The 15,959-nt window shown below is 74.3% G+C and carries 9 protein-coding genes; 5 read left to right on the top strand and 4 right to left on the bottom strand.

What is annotated here, in order from left to right:
• The first annotated feature begins 2 nt into the window (after positions 1 to 2).
• Positions 3 to 1,244, top strand: a complete 1,242-nt coding sequence (locus AC5K6T_RS17310; protein ID WP_493210025.1) for an aspartate aminotransferase family protein — start codon at positions 3 to 5, stop codon at positions 1,242 to 1,244.
• Positions 1,245 to 1,424: 180 nt separating this feature from the next.
• Complete coding sequence (locus AC5K6T_RS17305) at positions 1,425 to 2,609, top strand: SDR family oxidoreductase (protein ID WP_493210024.1); 1,185 nt, start codon at positions 1,425 to 1,427, stop codon at positions 2,607 to 2,609.
• 110 nt (positions 2,610 to 2,719) lie between these two features.
• On the opposite strand, the gene AC5K6T_RS17300 is transcribed toward AC5K6T_RS17305, so the two are convergent.
• The 4 genes from AC5K6T_RS17300 to AC5K6T_RS17285 all read right to left on the bottom strand — a co-directional run bounded on the left by AC5K6T_RS17300 (position 2,720) and on the right by AC5K6T_RS17285 (position 12,085).
• A complete protein-coding gene (locus AC5K6T_RS17300) occupies positions 2,720 to 5,665 on the bottom strand; it encodes a LuxR C-terminal-related transcriptional regulator (RefSeq protein WP_493210023.1) in 2,946 nt (981 codons plus the stop codon).
• Between the two features lie 525 nt (positions 5,666 to 6,190).
• Positions 6,191 to 7,927, bottom strand: a complete 1,737-nt coding sequence (locus tag AC5K6T_RS17295) for an ABC transporter ATP-binding protein (protein ID WP_493210021.1) — start codon at positions 7,925 to 7,927, stop codon at positions 6,191 to 6,193.
• Entirely contained in the window at positions 7,927 to 9,720 is a 1,794-nt protein-coding gene (locus AC5K6T_RS17290) for an ABC transporter ATP-binding protein (RefSeq protein ID WP_493210019.1), read from the bottom strand. The genes AC5K6T_RS17295 and AC5K6T_RS17290 overlap by 1 nt, the downstream gene beginning before the upstream one ends.
• Positions 9,721 to 9,910: 190 nt before the next feature.
• The gene (locus AC5K6T_RS17285) at positions 9,911 to 12,085 is read right to left on the bottom strand and encodes an MMPL family transporter (protein WP_493210017.1); all 2,175 of its coding nucleotides are present in this window, start codon (positions 12,083 to 12,085) and stop codon (positions 9,911 to 9,913) included.
• A gap of 286 nt (positions 12,086 to 12,371) precedes the next feature.
• Between AC5K6T_RS17285 and AC5K6T_RS17280 the strand changes: the two genes are divergently transcribed.
• The 3 genes from AC5K6T_RS17280 (at position 12,372) to AC5K6T_RS17270 (ending at position 15,718) form a co-directional block, all read left to right on the top strand.
• Complete coding sequence (locus tag AC5K6T_RS17280; protein ID WP_493210015.1) at positions 12,372 to 13,040, top strand: TetR/AcrR family transcriptional regulator; 669 nt, start codon at positions 12,372 to 12,374, stop codon at positions 13,038 to 13,040.
• A 440-nt stretch (positions 13,041 to 13,480) separates the two neighbouring features.
• On the top strand, positions 13,481 to 15,121 hold the full coding sequence (locus AC5K6T_RS17275) for a BTAD domain-containing putative transcriptional regulator (protein WP_493210013.1): 1,641 nt from the start codon (positions 13,481 to 13,483) through the stop codon (positions 15,119 to 15,121).
• 330 nt (positions 15,122 to 15,451) lie between these two features.
• Positions 15,452 to 15,718: an acyl carrier protein gene (locus tag AC5K6T_RS17270; protein ID WP_493210011.1), complete on the top strand. Its 267-nt coding sequence runs from the start codon at positions 15,452 to 15,454 to the stop codon at positions 15,716 to 15,718.
• The last annotated feature ends 241 nt before the right edge of the window (positions 15,719 to 15,959 follow it).

Here is a 15,959-nt window from a genome sequence, read left to right as displayed (position 1 = left end):
ACATGAACGCGCTGCCCGCGGCCGACGCCAAGCAGACCTTCCGGCGTGTCAAGCGCCACTTCTCGCCCGCTCTCGCCGTCGCCGGGAAGTTCACCGGTCAGGGCGCCGTCGAGGCCTCCGCCGAGGACTGCCGCATCCTGCTGTCCGACGGGCGGTCGGTGCTGGACTTCGGCAGCTACGCCGTCGCCCTGCTCGGCCACCGCCATCCGGCGGTGGTGGCGGCCGTGCGTGACCGGCTCGACGTGATGACCACCTCCACCCGGTCCGTGCAGAGCCCGGTGCCGCCCATGGCGGCCGAGCGGCTCACCGAGTACCTCGGCGGCGGGCTGGACCGTGTGTTCTTCGGCTGCGGCGGCGCCGACGCCGTCGAGGTGTCCGTCAAGCTCGCCCGCATGGCCACCGGCCGCACCACCGTGGTCGCCGTGCGGGGCGCGTTCCACGGCAAGACCCTCGGCGCGCTCGCGCTGACCGACAACCCCCGCTTCAAGAAGGGCATCGAGCCCCTCCTGCAGGGCGTCGTCCACGTCTCGCCCGACGACCCCGCGGCCGTGGCCGACGCGGTGCGCGAGCACGACGTGGCCGCGGTGATCTTCGAGCCGGTGCAGGCCGAGAACGGCGTGCGCATCCTCGACGAGGCGGTACTGGCCCGCTGGTGCGAGGACGCGCACGCGGCCGGCGCACTGGTGATCTCCGACGAGATCCAGGTCGGTCTGCGCCGCTGCGGCCCGAGGTCGGTCGCCCTGGCCGCCGGACTGCCGGTGGACGCCGTCCTGCTCGGCAAGCCGCTGGGTGGCGGTGTGGTGCCGGTCTCGGCCGCCGTGTGCAGCGACGCGCTGTACGCGCCGCTGCTGGCCGACCCGCTGATGCACACCGCCACCTTCAGCGGACACCCGCTGGGCACCGGGGTCGTCCCCGTGGCCCTGGACACCGTCGAACGGTACGCGGGCAACGGCGAGCGGGTGGCGTCCGCGCTGCGCGAGGGACTCGACGGCCTGCGTGAGCAGTTCCCCGACGCGCTGACGGAAGTCCGGGGCCGGGGCCTGCTGTGGGGCCTGGACTTCCGCTCCGCGGAGATGGCCGGCGAGGTGCTGACCGGGCTGGCGCAGCTCGGCCTCGTGGTGTCGCCCTGCATCAGCCGCCCCACCACGATCCGCCTGCTGCCGCCGATCGTGGCCGGCGACCTGGAGATCAAGGAAGCGCTGGCGCTGCTGGGCGAGGCCATCGCCCGCGCCGCGGCGGCCTGACCCGCACCCACGCCCCGCACGCGCTCCGGTACGCCCCGCACGCGCCCGCCGGTCCGCCCGTCGCCCGGCCCCGCCGCCGGCGACGGGCGGAGCCCTGCGCGCCCGGTACCGGCCGCGCACGCCGCTCCCGGCGACCGGCCGGGAGCCGGAACGCCCCCCCCCGGAAGGAAGAGGAACACCATGACTTCGACGACACTCCAAGGCGTCGCCGAGGAGTTCGACGCCGACACCGTGCTGGCCGACGACGTCACCGGCTACGACGCGCCCGCACCCGAGGCGGTGACCGAGGTGCTGCTCACCGGCGCGACCGGGTTCCTCGGGGCGTTCCTGCTGCGGGACCTGCTCGACCGCGGCCTCGTGGTGCACTGCCTGGTGCGCGGCAGGGACGAGGAATCGGCCCGGACCCGGCTGACCGCGAACCTGGAGCGCTACGAACTCCTCGACGGCCTGCGCCCGCACCTGGACCGCGTCCACGTGCACACCGGTGACGTCGCAAGGCCGCGTCTGGGCATGGACCAGGAGGCCCACGACGCGCTCGCCGAACGCGTCGGCGCCGTCTACCACGCCGCCGCCAAGGTCAACTTCCTGACCGTCTACAAGTGGCTGCGCAAGGCCACCGTGGACGCCACCCACGCCGTCCTGCGGTTCGCGCAGGCCGCCCGCGCCACGCTGCACCACGTGTCCACGACCGGCGTGTTCCTCCCGTCCGAGGACGGCACCCCGCGCGGTGAACTCGGGCGCACCGGGCCGCCCGAGGACATGGCCCTGGGCTACACCAAGAGCAAGTGGGTCTCGGAGCAGCTGGTGCTGGAGGCCCGCCGCCGGGGCGTGCCCGTCACCGTCCACCGGCCCGGCCAGGTGTGGGGCGACTCCCGCAGCGGCGCCTGCCAGCCCAACGACTTCGTGTGGCGGTTCATGAAGGGCGCCCTGCAGGCGGGTGTCTACCCACGCCGCTTCCGGCTGCGCATGAACATGGTCCCGGTCGACTACGTCAGCGGCGCCATCGTCGCCCTCTCCCGCGACCCCGAGGCCCTCGGCGGGGTCTACCACCAGGTCGGCCCGCGCTCGCTGGACGCCGACGAACTGCTCGCCCTGCTGCGCCGGGCGGGCTACGAGCTGACCGAGACCAGCACGCTGCGCTGGATGAGGGCGATCGCCGCGGACGTCAACAACTCCATGCTGCCGCTGATGCGGATCCTGGTGGACACGGAGAAGACCGAACTCGCCGAGTTCACCGACGACCTGACGCGTGAGCGGCTCAAGGGCACGGGGGTGACCTGCCCGGACATCGACGACCGGGTGTTCGCCGCCTACGTCGGGTACTTCGTCCGGCACGGGATGCTGCCCGCCCCGGCCGGGCGGTGACCCTCCGGCGCACGGGCGGTGACGCCATGGTGCGCGCGCGGTGACGCCGCGGTGCACGGGCGGAGGCCGCCGGCTGATCACATGTCAGCCGGCGGCCTCCGTACCCGGGCTCAGGGTCGCGGTGCGGGACCGTGCCCGGCGGGCCGGCGCGGGGCGACGTAGGCGCGGGCGCCCTCGGACCGGCTCAGCAGTGACATCGGTCCGCCGAGCAGCATCGCCGCCTCGGTGGTGTGCCGGCGCGGTGCCGCGGGCTCGGCGGACGGCCAGCCCCGCTGCCGCGGCAGGGCGGGGGCCCCCTCCGCGAGGGCGGTGGCGCCCTGCAGCCCCCGCAGCAGATGGCTGCGGGCGGTGATGCCGAGCTTGTGGTAGATGCGGTGGAGGTGGTTCTCCACCGTGCGGACGGAGACGACCAGGCGCCCGGCGATGTCCCGGTTGGACAGTCCGGTCGCGGCCAGCGCGGCGACCTCCCGCTCCCGTGGCGTGAGCGGGGCGAGATCCTGCCGGCGCGGCGCCTCCGGCGACAGCCAGGGAGGCAGTGCGGCGCTGGGCGTGCGCAGCAGCTCCGTGCAGGCGGCCGCGGCCTCGCGTCCCTTGCGGCGCTGACCGGAGGCCTTGAGCGCGCGGGCGGCCTGCGCCGCGGCCTCCGCGGCGAGCGGCAGGGCGCCCATGTCGCGCAGCCGCTCGGAGACGCGGTGCAGGGCGGCGCCGTCGGAGTCGGCCAGCGCCTGGATGTGGTCGCCGATCACCTCCACGATGCCGCCCGCCTGCCGGGCCGTCTGCAACAGGCCCCGGTCGGGGCGCCGTACCGCGCCGCCCTCGGTGATCCGGGCCGCCAGGTGCAGCGCGAACACGGCGCGTACGCTGCGGCCGGCCTCCCAGGCCCGTTCGGCCACCTCCAGCGCCTGGGTGACGGCTCCGGAGCGGTCGCCCGAGTGGGCGAGGACCAGGGCGTGCTCGTAGGCGATCTCGTCCTCGGCGACGGGGGAGGGGATCGTGCCGCCGCGGGCGGTGCGGATCTCCACCAGGGTGCGCAGTGCCTCCGCCGGGCGGCCGGACTCCGCCAGCGCCCCCGCGAGCTGGGCCAGTGGCCAGGCCTGCGCGGTGGGGTACTCCAGCGGCGCCTCGGCGGCGATGGTCTGCCGCAGCAGGCCGACGGCCTGCTCGGGACGGCCCAGCAGGCGCAGCACCCGGGCGTGGTCGAGCACGCTCTGCATCATCATCGGCCGGCTGTCGAACAGGTCGCGGTGCATGGCGTCGAGCGCGTCGGCGGCGCTGTGCAGCCGGCCCAGGAGGTAGCAGCAACGCGCGCTGACCGCGCCGGTGATCAGGCGGGCCTCGGTGTCCCACTCCGCCGAGACGTCCCTGTAGCGCCGCACCAGGGCGAGCGCGCCGGCCGGGTCGCCGACCTCGGCGCGGGCGAAGGCCACCGTGGGCAGCAGCACGGGGGCGATCTGCACGCCGGAGGGCTCGCCCCTGCCGAGCACCTCGTCGCCGATGGCGACGGCCTCCCGCAGCCGGTCCGACAGGACGGCGATCACCGCCCGGCTGGCGTCCAGGACACCGGCGTCGCCCGCGCCCACGGCGGCCACGGCCCGGGTGAGGACGGCCTCGGCGTCGGCGATGCGGCGCAGACTCCAGGCCATGTTGATCACGCGGGTGTGGACGGCGCCGACGTACTCGTCGAGCGGCACGCGGGCCTCGGCACCGAGGCCCGCGGCGAGGACCTGCTCGGCGTCCTCGAAAGCCCCCTTGCCGACCAGGACCTGCCCGAGCAGCAGGGCGGCCCTGATCCGGTCCCGGGCCGCGGGGTCGCCGTCGGCGCGGGCGCGGGCGCGGGCGCGGGCGACGACCCGGCGGACCACGGCGGCGTGGCCCGCCGAGTCGGGCAGGGGGGCGTGGAAGGAGGAGTCGGCGTCCGAGGGGGAGTCCTGGAGGCCGACCAGGCACAGCCGTTCCGCCTGCGGGAAGTCGCGTCGCCGGATGGCGCTGCGGGCCGCCGTCAGCAACTGCTCCGCCGGCGGGACCAGACCGGACTCCAGGCGGAGCGAGATGATGCGCAGGACGTCGTCCTCCCGGCGGGCCCCGGTGCGTTCGAGCGCGTCGGCGAGCTCGCGGCGCAGCCGCTGGGCGGTGAGATCCGACATGCCCGAGGCGACCACGGCCCGGCTGAGCGGGAGCGCCAGGCGCAGGCTGACGCGGGCCCGGGCGCGCTCGACGCGCACGATGCCGCGCAGGTCGAGCGACTCGGCCGCCTTGGCCAGGCCGAAGGAGGCGACGATCTCGGCCTCCAGCGGCTCGGCCACGGCGAGCATGTGCACCAGTTCGTTCTCCTCGGCGTCGAGGTCGCGCAGCCCCACCCGGACGACGTCCGCGAGGCGCCGGCCGGGCGCGCCGGTCAGCCCCATCCAGCTCCAGGCGCCGTCGACGCGGCGCAGTGAGCCGTCCTCCAGGGCGTGCTCGACGAGTTCGCGCAGCATCAGGGCGTTGCCGTGGGTCGCGCTCCACAGCCGTTCCAGGGTGAAGGTGTCGACGTGCCCGCCGAGACGGGCGTGCAGGACCTCGTCCAGTGCGGTGGAGTCGAAGGGCGCGACGTCGATGCGGTCGACCAGGCGCTCCACCCACAGCTTGTCCAGGCCGGCCGGGGCGGGAGCGTTCTGACGCGCCGTCGCCAGCACGCCCAGCCGGCCGGCCGCCACCAGCCGGTGCAGCCGGGCGCTGGCGCCCGCATCGGCGAGGTGGGCGTCGTCGATGCCCACGATCGGGTGGTCGGCCTGGGTGGCGTGGAGGGTGGTCGGTTCCACGGACTCCAGGCACTCGGCGAGACAGGCGAAGCCGCGGGCCCGGGTCCCGCTGCTCCAGCTCGCTCCGCCGACGCAGAGCACGGTCCGGCCCTCGTCGGCGGCCCGTCGCAGTGCGGTGGCCAGAAGGGTGCTCTTGCCCACTCCGGCGGCGCCGACGAGCAGTGCTCCGCCGCCTCGGGCCAGGGCCTGGTGGACCGCGTCGAGCTCCTTTTCTCTAGCCGCTATTCGCCAGAAATTGGCATCATCCGTTGACATCTGATTTCAAGCCCCCGCTCGAAACAGTACGTGCGATGAATTTTTGGAAGCTAACCGGCGTTTGAGGCGAAGACGGGACCCCTTTGTAGAGGGATGAACTTCTGAAGGCTGCTGCATTCTTGCTCGAACAGCGTATGCGTGGCGGGAAAAGCCAATCTTGATTCCTCTCGACGGCCACTGGAACCGTAGGAGTGCCTGATGGCGGGCGGGTGGACCGGGGAAACCGGAAGGCCGGCGGCAACTCGGGCGGCAAATCCCCGGTGCGCGGGCTCCGTTCGGCGGGGTCCGCACGCCGGGTCCGGCGGCCGGGTGCGGTCCGGCCGGAGCATCCGGCGGGCCGGGCCGGCGGCATCGGTGATGCCCGGCCGGCGACGGCTGTTTCCGGCCGGTCGTGACGGCTGAATCCGGCCGCATTCGACGGCGTGTTCCGGCCGGGCCGGGCGGCGTGTTCCGGTCAGGTCCGGCGCTGCCCTCCGGCCGGGTGCGGCGCCGTCCCCGGGGCGGGTCCGGGACGCGGGGCGGCCGTCATGCCCACTCCGGCGCCAGGCGCCAGTTGCCCGCCCGGGTGCGCTGGGCCCAGAAGGACGCGTAGCGGCCGTCCTGCGCGAGGAGTTCGTCGTGCGTGCCGTGTTCGGTGATCCGGCCCTCGTCGAGGAACAGGATCTGGTCGGCGGCCGCGACGGTCTGCAGCCGGTGGGCGATGACCAGCAGGGTCCGCCCGGTGGTGAGCGCACCGAGAGCGTCCTGGACGGCCTGTTCGTTCTCCGGGTCGAGCGCCGAGGTGGCCTCGTCCAGCAGCACGATGGGGGCGTTCTTGAGGATGGCGCGGGCGATGGACACCCGCTGGCGCTCGCCGCCGGACAGCAGCGCGCCGCCCTCGCCGACCTTCGCGTCCCAGCCCTCCGGCAGGCGGTGCACGATCTCGTCCACGCGGGCCAGCCGGGCGGCCTCGCGGACCTCCGCGTCGCTCGCGCCGGGCCGGCCGAGGCGGATGTTCTCCAGGATGGTGCCCTGGAAGAGGTAGACGTCCTGGAAGACGACGGAGATCCGGGACATCAGCTCCTCGGTCCCGATGTCGCGCACGTCGACCCCGCCGATCCGTACGGCGCCCGAGTCCACGTCCCAGAACCGCGGGATCAGCTTGCCGACGGTGGTCTTGCCGGATCCGGACGGGCCGACCAGCGCGGTCATGCCGCCCTCCGGCAGCGTCAGGTTCACCCCGGTGAGGACGCGGCGGCCGCCGTAGCCGAAGTGGACGTCGTCGAAGGAGACGGTGTTGCCGGCGGGCACCCGCGGCTGCCCGGGTGCCTTCAGCGGGGGCTCGGCGAGCAGCGCGGCCACCTGGTCCAGGGCGGAGCGCGCCGAGCGCAGGGCGGAGCCGAGCACCGCGGTCTCGGCGAGCGGCTCGGTGAACCGGACGGCGAGCACCAGGACGGCCAGCAGCCGGGCCGCGTCGAGGCCGCCGTCCAGCGCCAGGTAGGTGCCGGTGACCAGGACCACGGTGAACGCGGCCTGGATGACCAGGGTGAAGCCGATCAGCCCCGGCACGCCGGTCAGCAGCGAGCGCCGGGAGGCCTCGGCCTGGGTGCGCAGGGCGTCGGCCAGCCGCCCCGAACCGGGCGCGCCGCCCCGGCCGAACACCCGCAGGACGGGCTGCAGCTGGGCGAACTCCACCACGCGGCCGCCGGTCTCGGCCTGCGCCGCGTGCCGGACCTCGTCGGCGGTGCGGGTCAGCCGGGTGCTCCAGCGGTAGACGAGCGCGACGACCGGCATGGTGAGCGTGGCGGCCAGGGCCAGCCGCCAGTCGAAGAGGTACATCGCCGCGACCACGGTGACCGGGGTGACGTAGCTGGTGACGAGCGGGCGCAGCAGATGCGCGGGGACGCCCATGATGTCCATGACGTTCCTGGTGGCCAGCTGGCCGAGCCGGCCCACCTGCTCCGGGACGAACCAGCCGAGCGGCAGCTCGGCCACGTGGTCGCCGATGCGGTGGTGCAGGCTGCGGGAGAGCGCCGCTCCGGCGGCGAAGCCGGTGCGCATGCTGTCGTGGTAGGCGACGCCGTACAGCACGGCCACGCCGAGCATCGCCCACAGCCACGGCCAGACCCCGTCGGGGTCGGGGCCGAGCAGCGCCTGCAGGAGGGGGACGAGCAGGGCGAAGGCGATGCCCTGGAGCACCGCTCCCACCACCAGGCCGGCCACCATGCGGCGCAGCGGCCGTGCGTGCCCGGGTCCCACCACGTCGATGAGTTGACGGATCATCAGCTCTTTCCTCCCGCCAGGGTGACGCCCGCGGCCGTCGCCGGCGCGGTGGCGCGCGGCCGCCAGTCGGCGGTGCGCTGCTGGGCGCGCCACAGGCGCGCGTACCGGCCGTCGGCCGCGAGCAGCTGCTCGTGCCGGCCGGACTCGACGATGCGGCCGTCGTCCAGGACGGCGATCCGGTCCGCCCCGGCCACACTGGGCAGCCGGTGGGCGATCACCAGGACGGTCTTCCCCCGGGTCAGTACGGACAGCGCGTCCTGCACCTCGGCCTCCGCGTGCGGGTCGGCGTGCGCCGCGGCCTCGTCCAGGACGACGACGGGGGCGTCGGCGAGCAGGGCGCGGGCGACACAGACGCGCTGCGCCTCGCCGCCGGACAGCTGGGCGTCCTCGCCGACGACGGAGTCGTAGCCGCGCGGCAGCGCCTGCAGCACGGGGTCGATGCCGACCGCGCGGGCTGCCTCGCGCACCTCGTCGAGGCTCGCCCCGGGGCGGGCCATGCGGAGGTTGGCGGCGATGGTGTCCCGGGTGAGGCGTACGTCCTGGAAGACGAAGGCGACCCGGCTGTAGAGGTCCTCCAGAGCCATGTCGCGGATGTCGACGCCGCCGAGGGTGATGGAGCCGCGGTCGACGTCGGCGAACCGGGGGAGCAGTGCGGCCAGGGTGCTCTTGCCCGACCCGGAGGGGCCGACCAGGGCGGTGACCGTCCCCGGGGCGAGGTCGAGGTCGATTCCCGAGACGGCGTCGCGGACGCCGTCGTAGGAGAAGCCGACGCCCCGGTAGCTGACGTGGTTGCCGTCGGGGACGGCGGGGGAGGCCGGGACGGGCAGTTCCTCCGTGTCCAGGATCCCGGCCACGCGCTCGGCCGCGCCCTTGGCGAAGCGCAGTTCGTAACTCGCGTAGAACAGCGACAGCACGGGGGCCGTCAGGCCGATCCCCAGCAGGACGAACGGCAGCAGGTCGACCCCGTCGAGCCGGCCCCGGGTGACCAGGACGGCCCCGCCGACCAGCGTGGTGGCGAGCCCGACGACGGGGGAGAGCACGATCTCCGCGGCCCCCTTGGAGCCGTGGGTGGAGCGCACCCAGTCGAGGAAGAAGGCGGAGAAGCCGTCCGCGGCGTCGGTGAACTCGCGATGGGCGCGGCGGGTCTGGCCGAAGGTCTTCACCACCGCGATGCCCTGCACGAACTCGACGGCGCTGCCGTTGATGCGGCCCATCGCCCGGTCGTACTCCGGCAGGTGCCCGGCCAGGCCGGCCATGGTCGCGCTGTACAGGGCGAGTCCGATGAGCAGCGGCGCGAGGGTGATCAGGGCCATCCGCCAGTCCACCGCGAACAGGTAGACCAGCGAGGTGGCCGGGATCACCACGGCGGCGGTGATGTCGAGGACCGAGTGGGCGACGAAGTGGTGCATCGCCTCCACGTCGTCCTGGACGGCCTTCTTGACCTCGCCCGAGTTGCGGCCGGAGAACCAGCCCAGCGGTACCCGGCCCATGCGCTCGACCAGGGAGCGCCGTACGTGCGCCTGGAGCACGTCGTCGGCGAAGTGCGAGACGGCGCCCGCGGCCGTCAGGAAGGCCAGCCGGACCAGCAGGGCGCCGGCCCCGGCCCAGGTGACGGTCCAGGCGTGGCGTGTGTCGACGGGGCCGTCGCCGAGCAGGGTGCGCCCCAGTTCGGCGATGGCGATGAACGGCACGACCGCGGCGATCGCCGAGACGGCCTGTGCTGCGACCGCCCACCGCAGCCTGCCCCTGATCGGGCGCAGAATCGCACCGAGTGCGGCCTTGTCCGCGGCCATCCGGTCCTCCTGGAGATGAACTCTGTTAGACGGTGTCTAACGATGGTTGGGACTGTACCCCGGGCCGGTGACGAGACGTCAAGCACGCCTGGTCACACGGTGGTTCGGGTCGTGACGCCGCGGGTGCGGGCGTCTCGCGAGGGGCCGGAGCGCCGCGGGGGATGTCGGCGCTCCGGCCCCCGGTGCGGGGTCAGACGGAGACCGGCTCGGGCTTCGGGGCCTCGGGTGCGGCGTCCGTCTCCTTGATGCCGAAGCGGCTGTAGAACCGGGCCAGCGGTCCCGGGGCCCACCAGCCGGCGCGGCCCAGCAGTTTCATCACGGCCGGCACGAGCAGGATGCGGACCACGGCCACGTCCAGCAGGATCGCGAAGACCATGCCGACGCCGAACAGCTTCATGGTGAGCACACCGCTGGTCGCCATCGCCGCCAGCGGCACGCACATCAGCAGCGCCGCGCTGGCGATGAGCCGTCCGATGCTCTGCAGGCCGGTGGCGGCCGCGGCCTCGGGGTCGTCCAGCAGGTCGTACTGCTCGCGGATCCGCGAGACCAGGAAGACCTCGTAGTCCATGGACAGTCCGAAGATGAGCGCGAACAGCATGATCGGCATGTTCGGCTCGATGTTGCCCGTGGGGTCGAAGCGGATCAGGTCCTGGAGATGGCCGTCCTGGAAGATCCACACCAGCACACCGAAGGTGGCCGACAGCGACAGCAGGTTCATCAGGATCGCCTTCAGCGGCAGCAGCACCGAGCCGAACGCGAGGAACAGCAGCAGATAGGTCGCCACCGCGACGTAGAGCAGCATCCACGGCAGGATCCTGCCCAGGGCGTCGAGGGTGTCGTCGAACGCCGCGGTCTCACCGCCGAAGTACGCCGTGGCGCCGGGCGGCGGCGCGACGTCCTTGAGCCGGTTCACCAGCTCGCGGGCCTCGGTGGAGACGGCCACGCCGTCGAAGGAGACCGACACCCGCGCGGTGGTGCCCTCGGCACCGGTGATCTGCGCTCCCCTGGCGCCCTCGACGCGGCCCAGCCGGTCGGCGTAGGCCTGCAGCGCGGCGCCCTGCTCCGCGGAGCCGGAGTCCGACGCCAGCACCAGCAGCGAGTCGATCGACTTGACCCCGTCGCCGTCGAAGTCCCGCTCCAGCATGTTGTGCACCTGGCGGCCCTGCGCGGTGTCGGGCAGCTGGCGCGCGTCGTTGGCGCCGAACTCGATCCGCAGGAACGGCAGGGCGAGTGCCAGCAGCACCGCCAGCGTGCCGAGCACCACCAGCGCCGGGCGGCGCATCAGCCCCTGTGCGAGGCGGTACCAGCCGCCCTGCTCGGCGGGCTTGGCGGGGGTCGCCGAACGGCGGCGCAGCGACAGCGCGTTGACCTTCGGGCCGAGCACCGCGAGTGCCGCGGGCAGCGTCACCAGGGAGAAGAACACCGAGAGCACGACCGAGGCGACCCCGCCGTAGGCCATCGACTTCAGGAACCCGAAGGGGAAGAAGGTCATGCCCGCCAGGGCGACCGCCACGGTGATGCCCGAGACGACCACCGTGCGGCCGGCGGTGGCCACGGTCCGGGCGATGGCCTCCTCGCCGCTGTGGCCGCGTGCCAGTTCCTCCCGGTAGCGGCTCACGATCAGCAGTCCGTAGTCGATGGCGACCGCCAGGCCGAGGACCGTCACCAGGCTCATCGCGAACACCGACACGTCGGTGACCTGCGCGATGATCCGCAGTACCGCCATGGAGCCGAGGATGGACAGTCCGCCCACCACCAGCGGCAGCGACGCCGCGGCGAGACCGCCGAAGACGATCACCAGCAGCACGAACAGGACCGGGAAGGACAGGCCCTCGGCCGTGCCGAGGTCCTTGCCGATCTCGTCGCCCGCCTGGTGCCCGGTCGGTACCGGCCCGCCGCGCAGGGTCTCCAGCCCCGGTGCGGCCAGCCTGTCCGTGACCGCCTTGTACGACTCCTCCTTGGCGTTGTCGTTGTCGCCCCGGAGGTTGATCGCCACATAGGTCGCGTGCCGGTCGCGGCTGACCTGGGCGGGCATCCCGGTCGTCCAGAAGTGCGCGACGCCCGTGACCTCCGACTCCGGCAGCTTCTCCAGTGTGCCGACGACCGCGTCCCGGAAGGCCGGGTCGTCCACCGTGCGCTCCTTGTCGCGGTAGACGACCACCGCGTCCGGCGCCCGCTGCGGAAAGGCCTTCTCCGCCAGTTGCGCGGCGCGCCGGCTGTCCGATCCGGGGTCCTCGAATCCGCCCGGCTTCATGTCACCGAAGACACCCACTCCGTACGCGCCCGCGACGACCGCGAACAGCAGCGTCAGAGCGAGAAGAGGACCTCGCCTCCGGTGGATGAAACGCCCCAGCCCCTCAAACATGGGTCTCCCTAGTTCGTCCGGAGTTCGTCCGGAGTTCGTCCGGCAAGCGCGCCGCTGGCCGGATGTGTCCGGGTCCGCGCGGCGACCGTAACACCGTTTTTATCGCCTCCTCCAGGGCTCTTGCACACTGTCTAACGCAATTTGCTCCAGGAGGTGGCCTCTGACCTGCACTGATGTGGCTTGAAATTTCCCCTTGACTCACTCGAAAGCCGATCACGGCGCGCGCTGATGGCTACTGACGTGTCAGCGAGCGGGATTCATAACGGCGTTGCGGTACTGTTGGGGAATGGTCAGGCCGAAGACACATGACGAAGCGCTGCGCCAGCGGCTGATCCACCGAGCGGCCGCCACGGTCTTCGACCGCGGCGTGGCGGCCCTGAGCCTGCGGCAGCTGGCGGCCGACGTGAAGACGTCCACCACCGCGGTCTACTCGCTGTTCGGCAACAAGTCCGGGCTGCTCGACAGCCTCTTCAAGGAGGCCACCCGGCTGTTCGTCGCGCACCTGGCGGCGGTGCTGCCCACCGCCGACCCGACGGACGACGTGGTGCGCCTGGGGCTGGCCTACCGCGAGTACGCGCTGGCGAATCCGCATCTGTACGCCATTCTCTTCTCCGACCCCGCCACCCGGTTCGGCGCCGCGTCGGGCACCGGTCCCGGCGGTGCTCCCGGCGGTGCTCCCGGCGGTGCCGGCGGCCCCGGTGCGGACACCGACCCCCTGGAGCCCGAGCCCTACCAGCCGCTCGTGGACGCCGTACGGCGCGGACAGGAGTCCGGCAGCTTCACCAGGGGTGCCGCCGCCGAGGCCGTCGCGCTGTTCTGCTGGGGCACCGCCCACGGCCTGGTCTCACTCGAACTGGCGGGGCAGGAGCCGCCGGGACTCTCCGCCGCGGCCGGATACGAACGTACGCTGCGGGCCGTCGTCGAGGGCTGGCAGGCCGCCGCCGCGGCGCACTGAACTCCGCCACGGTGGCCGCCGCGGCGCCCCGGCCCCGCCCGGGCGCCGCAGACGCCGCGCCGCCGCCGCACCCGCGAAAGCCCACCGGGGTCCCGCCCGCCGCACCCCCTCGGGCGGCGGCCCGGCATCCGGCCCGGACCCGGCGTCCCGCCCGGCGACATCCGGGGCGGGCGGACCCCGTGTCCGGTCCGGCAGGGACCCGGCGTACACGGCGGCGAGGACCCGTGGGCCGGGCCGGCGCCCGCCCGGCCGTGCGTCTGCCCGGGCACGCAAGGGGCCGGAATCTCCCCGTCCGCCGCCCGATCACGCTCCGTCTGCCGTCCGATCACGCGATCGGGGCATGCGGTGCCCCGGCTGGGACTAATCTCCGCAACGAAGTGGCCTGTTCGACGCGTTCGACGGAACCCCTCGCCGGACGCAGGCGTACGAAGGGCGGAGACATGGTGGATGGACGCTGGGGCGACGCGCTGCGCGAGGCGCGCGTCCGTGCGGGACTGACCCAGGACGAGGTGGCCCAGCGGGCCGGGGTGAGCGTCAGGACGGTGCGTCACATCGAGCGGGGCCACGTCGAACCCCGCAGGGACACACTCACCCGGCTCTGCCGCGTCCTCGGCTACGATCCCGCCGCGGCCGCCGCCGGCCACCCCACCGCGTCCCGGCTGCCCTACGAGATACGCCTGCTGGGGCCGCTTGCCATCCTCCGGGCCGGCGTCCCCGTGGCCATGCCGCTCAAGCAGCGCGTCCTGCTCGGCCTGCTCGCCGTCCAGCCCGACCGGGTCGTCAGCCACGACGAGATCGCGGACGCCCTGTGGAGCGGCGACGCCCCCCAGGGCTACCAGCACCTGGTGTACACCTACGTGGCCCGGCTGCGCCGTATCGTCGGCCCCGGCGACGGCCACTGGATCAGCACCGTGCGCGGTGGCTACGTCCTCTCCAGCCGTGCCATGCCCCTCGATCTGCGCCGCTTCGAGGACGACGTCGCCCGCGCCGGAGGCCTGGCCGCCACCGACCCGGCCGCCGCCCTGGACACCTACGGACGTGCCCTGCGCCGCTGGCAGGGCCGTCTGCTGGAGGACCTGCCGGCGCTGTGGCAGCACCCCAGCGCGGTCCGTCTCGCCCTGCGCCACATCGACATCGCCATCGACTTCGCCGACCTGGCCCTCAGCCTCGGTGAACCCGCACGGATCATCGAACCGCTCACCATCGCCGCCCACGGCGACCCCCTGCACGAGGCGCTCCAGGCCCGCATGATGCTCGGCCTGGCCGGCTCCGGCCGCCGCGCCGCGGCCCTGCGCCTCTACGACGACCTGCGCGTCCGCCTGCGCGCCGAACTCGGCGTCGAACCGGGGCAGGAGCTCGACCACGCGCGCGCGAGCGTGCTCGCCGGGCAGCGATTATCCGCTGGTGACCGCCCTCGGGCGGGGACGGGCGAGGGCGCACCGCCCCTCCGGGCCGACCGCACCCCGCGGCCCGCACCGGACGGCGCGGCCCACTCCGCTTCCGGCGCCGCCGGCCGGCCCGTGCCCGGCATCCCCGCCCCGTTCGGTCCGCACCGCTCCGGCGCACCCCTGCGCGCCCCGGCCACCGCGGCTCCGCCGGCGCACGCCGACCGTCCCCCCGCCCCGCCCCGGCCGCCCGGTGCCACCGGCAGGGCGGCCGGCACGCCGGCGCCGGCCGCCTCGACGCCTGCGGCCGCACCCCCCGTCGCGCCCGCGGCTCCGGCCCGACCGCCGATCGGGCTGGTGCCTGCGCAGTCCCGGCCGGCCCGGCCCGTCCCCCGGGCCGCCGGACCGGCCCGGGGGACACCGGACCAGGACGGCCCGGTCCGGGCGCCGCGGGCCGAGAGCGGGACGGCGCCCCGTGGCGGACCTGACACCGCGTCGGGGGCGGGCCGCGTCCCCGCGGCGGGCGGCGTGCCCGCCCGCCGGCCGTCCGCGACGGAGCGGGGCCGCCGCTCTCCACCCGCGCGGGGGGAATCACCCGGGGTTCAGCATTCGACGGAGCCGCGAATCCGCATTCCGTACGCGTCGCCGACGCATGTGTTTCCCTCGCATTTCCGATTCCTTCGCCCGGGTTGCTGACACGGCCGCTGACAGCATTGCGCCAGGCTGACACAGGGGCCGCGCACCGGCCCCGGACGGGACGACGTCGCAGGTCGCGGCGCGGAACCCGGTGCGAGCAGGCCTTGAGTGATTCTCCAGCGACACCCTGGCGCCTTTTCCCCGGCGGGAGTTCGGTTGCCCGAACGGTTCCGCACGCCTAGATTCGCAGCCGCCTGCACGACCTGTTTCGAAGGCGTGCCACGGGCCCGGCCCGTGAAATCCCCCCCGCACGCCCCGCGAGGCGCACCCGCGGGCGTTCTCCCGGTCGACTCCGCAGGCGCGCGACACACCGTTCGGAGAGGATCGGAAATGGTTAAGGTTACGGCCGCCGAAGCTCAGAAGTGGCTGATCGAGGAGATCGCGCAGCGCCTGGGCGTGGATCCGTCCGAGGTTCCGCCGGACCAGTACTTCGACGAGCTCGACCTCGACAGCACCGCCGCGCTGATGATCGCCGGCGAGATGGAGAAGTGGCTCGGCTTCGAACTCGGCACCACGGCCCTGTGGTACCACCCGACCATCGAGGCGCTGTCGGCGCACATCGCCGAGGAGTCGCAGCAGCGCGCGGCCGCGGCCTGACCACGCCGTCGGCCAGGTGGCCGCCGCCCGGGGCGGCACCCGGAGTCCACCCCCGGCCGGGACGGGCGCACGGGCCGGGGCACCACCGGCGGCGCGGTGGCCCCTTGGAGGCGGCCTAGGCCACCCGCCCCGCCCCGAACCGCCCTGCGGCCCCGGCCGGCCCGGAGGGCGCCGGCCCCCGCCCGGCGTCCGCTTCGCCCCGCCGCACTCGGCACCGCGCACCCCGCACCGCGCACCCCGC

It is taken from the genome of Streptomyces sp. B8-7 (assembly GCF_058833805.1).
This window is presented reverse-complemented; position numbering and strand designations above follow the sequence as displayed.

Excerpts from the sequence above, each read along its gene's own strand:
- AC5K6T_RS17310 (WP_493210025.1), top strand. The coding sequence starts at position 3 with ATGAACGCGCTGCCCGCGGCCGACGCCAAGCAGACCTTCCGGCGTGTC.
- AC5K6T_RS17300 (WP_493210023.1), bottom strand. The coding sequence starts at position 5,665 with ATGTCAACGGATGATGCCAATTTCTGGCGAATAGCGGCTAGAGAAAAG.
- AC5K6T_RS17290 (WP_493210019.1), bottom strand. The coding sequence starts at position 9,720 with ATGGCCGCGGACAAGGCCGCACTCGGTGCGATTCTGCGCCCGATCAGG.
- AC5K6T_RS17295 (WP_493210021.1), bottom strand. The coding sequence starts at position 7,927 with ATGATCCGTCAACTCATCGACGTGGTGGGACCCGGGCACGCACGGCCG.
- AC5K6T_RS17280 (WP_493210015.1), top strand. The coding sequence starts at position 12,372 with ATGGTCAGGCCGAAGACACATGACGAAGCGCTGCGCCAGCGGCTGATC.
- AC5K6T_RS17285 (WP_493210017.1), bottom strand. The coding sequence starts at position 12,085 with ATGTTTGAGGGGCTGGGGCGTTTCATCCACCGGAGGCGAGGTCCTCTT.
- AC5K6T_RS17270 (WP_493210011.1), top strand. The coding sequence starts at position 15,452 with ATGGTTAAGGTTACGGCCGCCGAAGCTCAGAAGTGGCTGATCGAGGAG.
- AC5K6T_RS17275 (WP_493210013.1), top strand. The coding sequence starts at position 13,481 with ATGGTGGATGGACGCTGGGGCGACGCGCTGCGCGAGGCGCGCGTCCGT.
- AC5K6T_RS17305 (WP_493210024.1), top strand. The coding sequence starts at position 1,425 with ATGACTTCGACGACACTCCAAGGCGTCGCCGAGGAGTTCGACGCCGAC.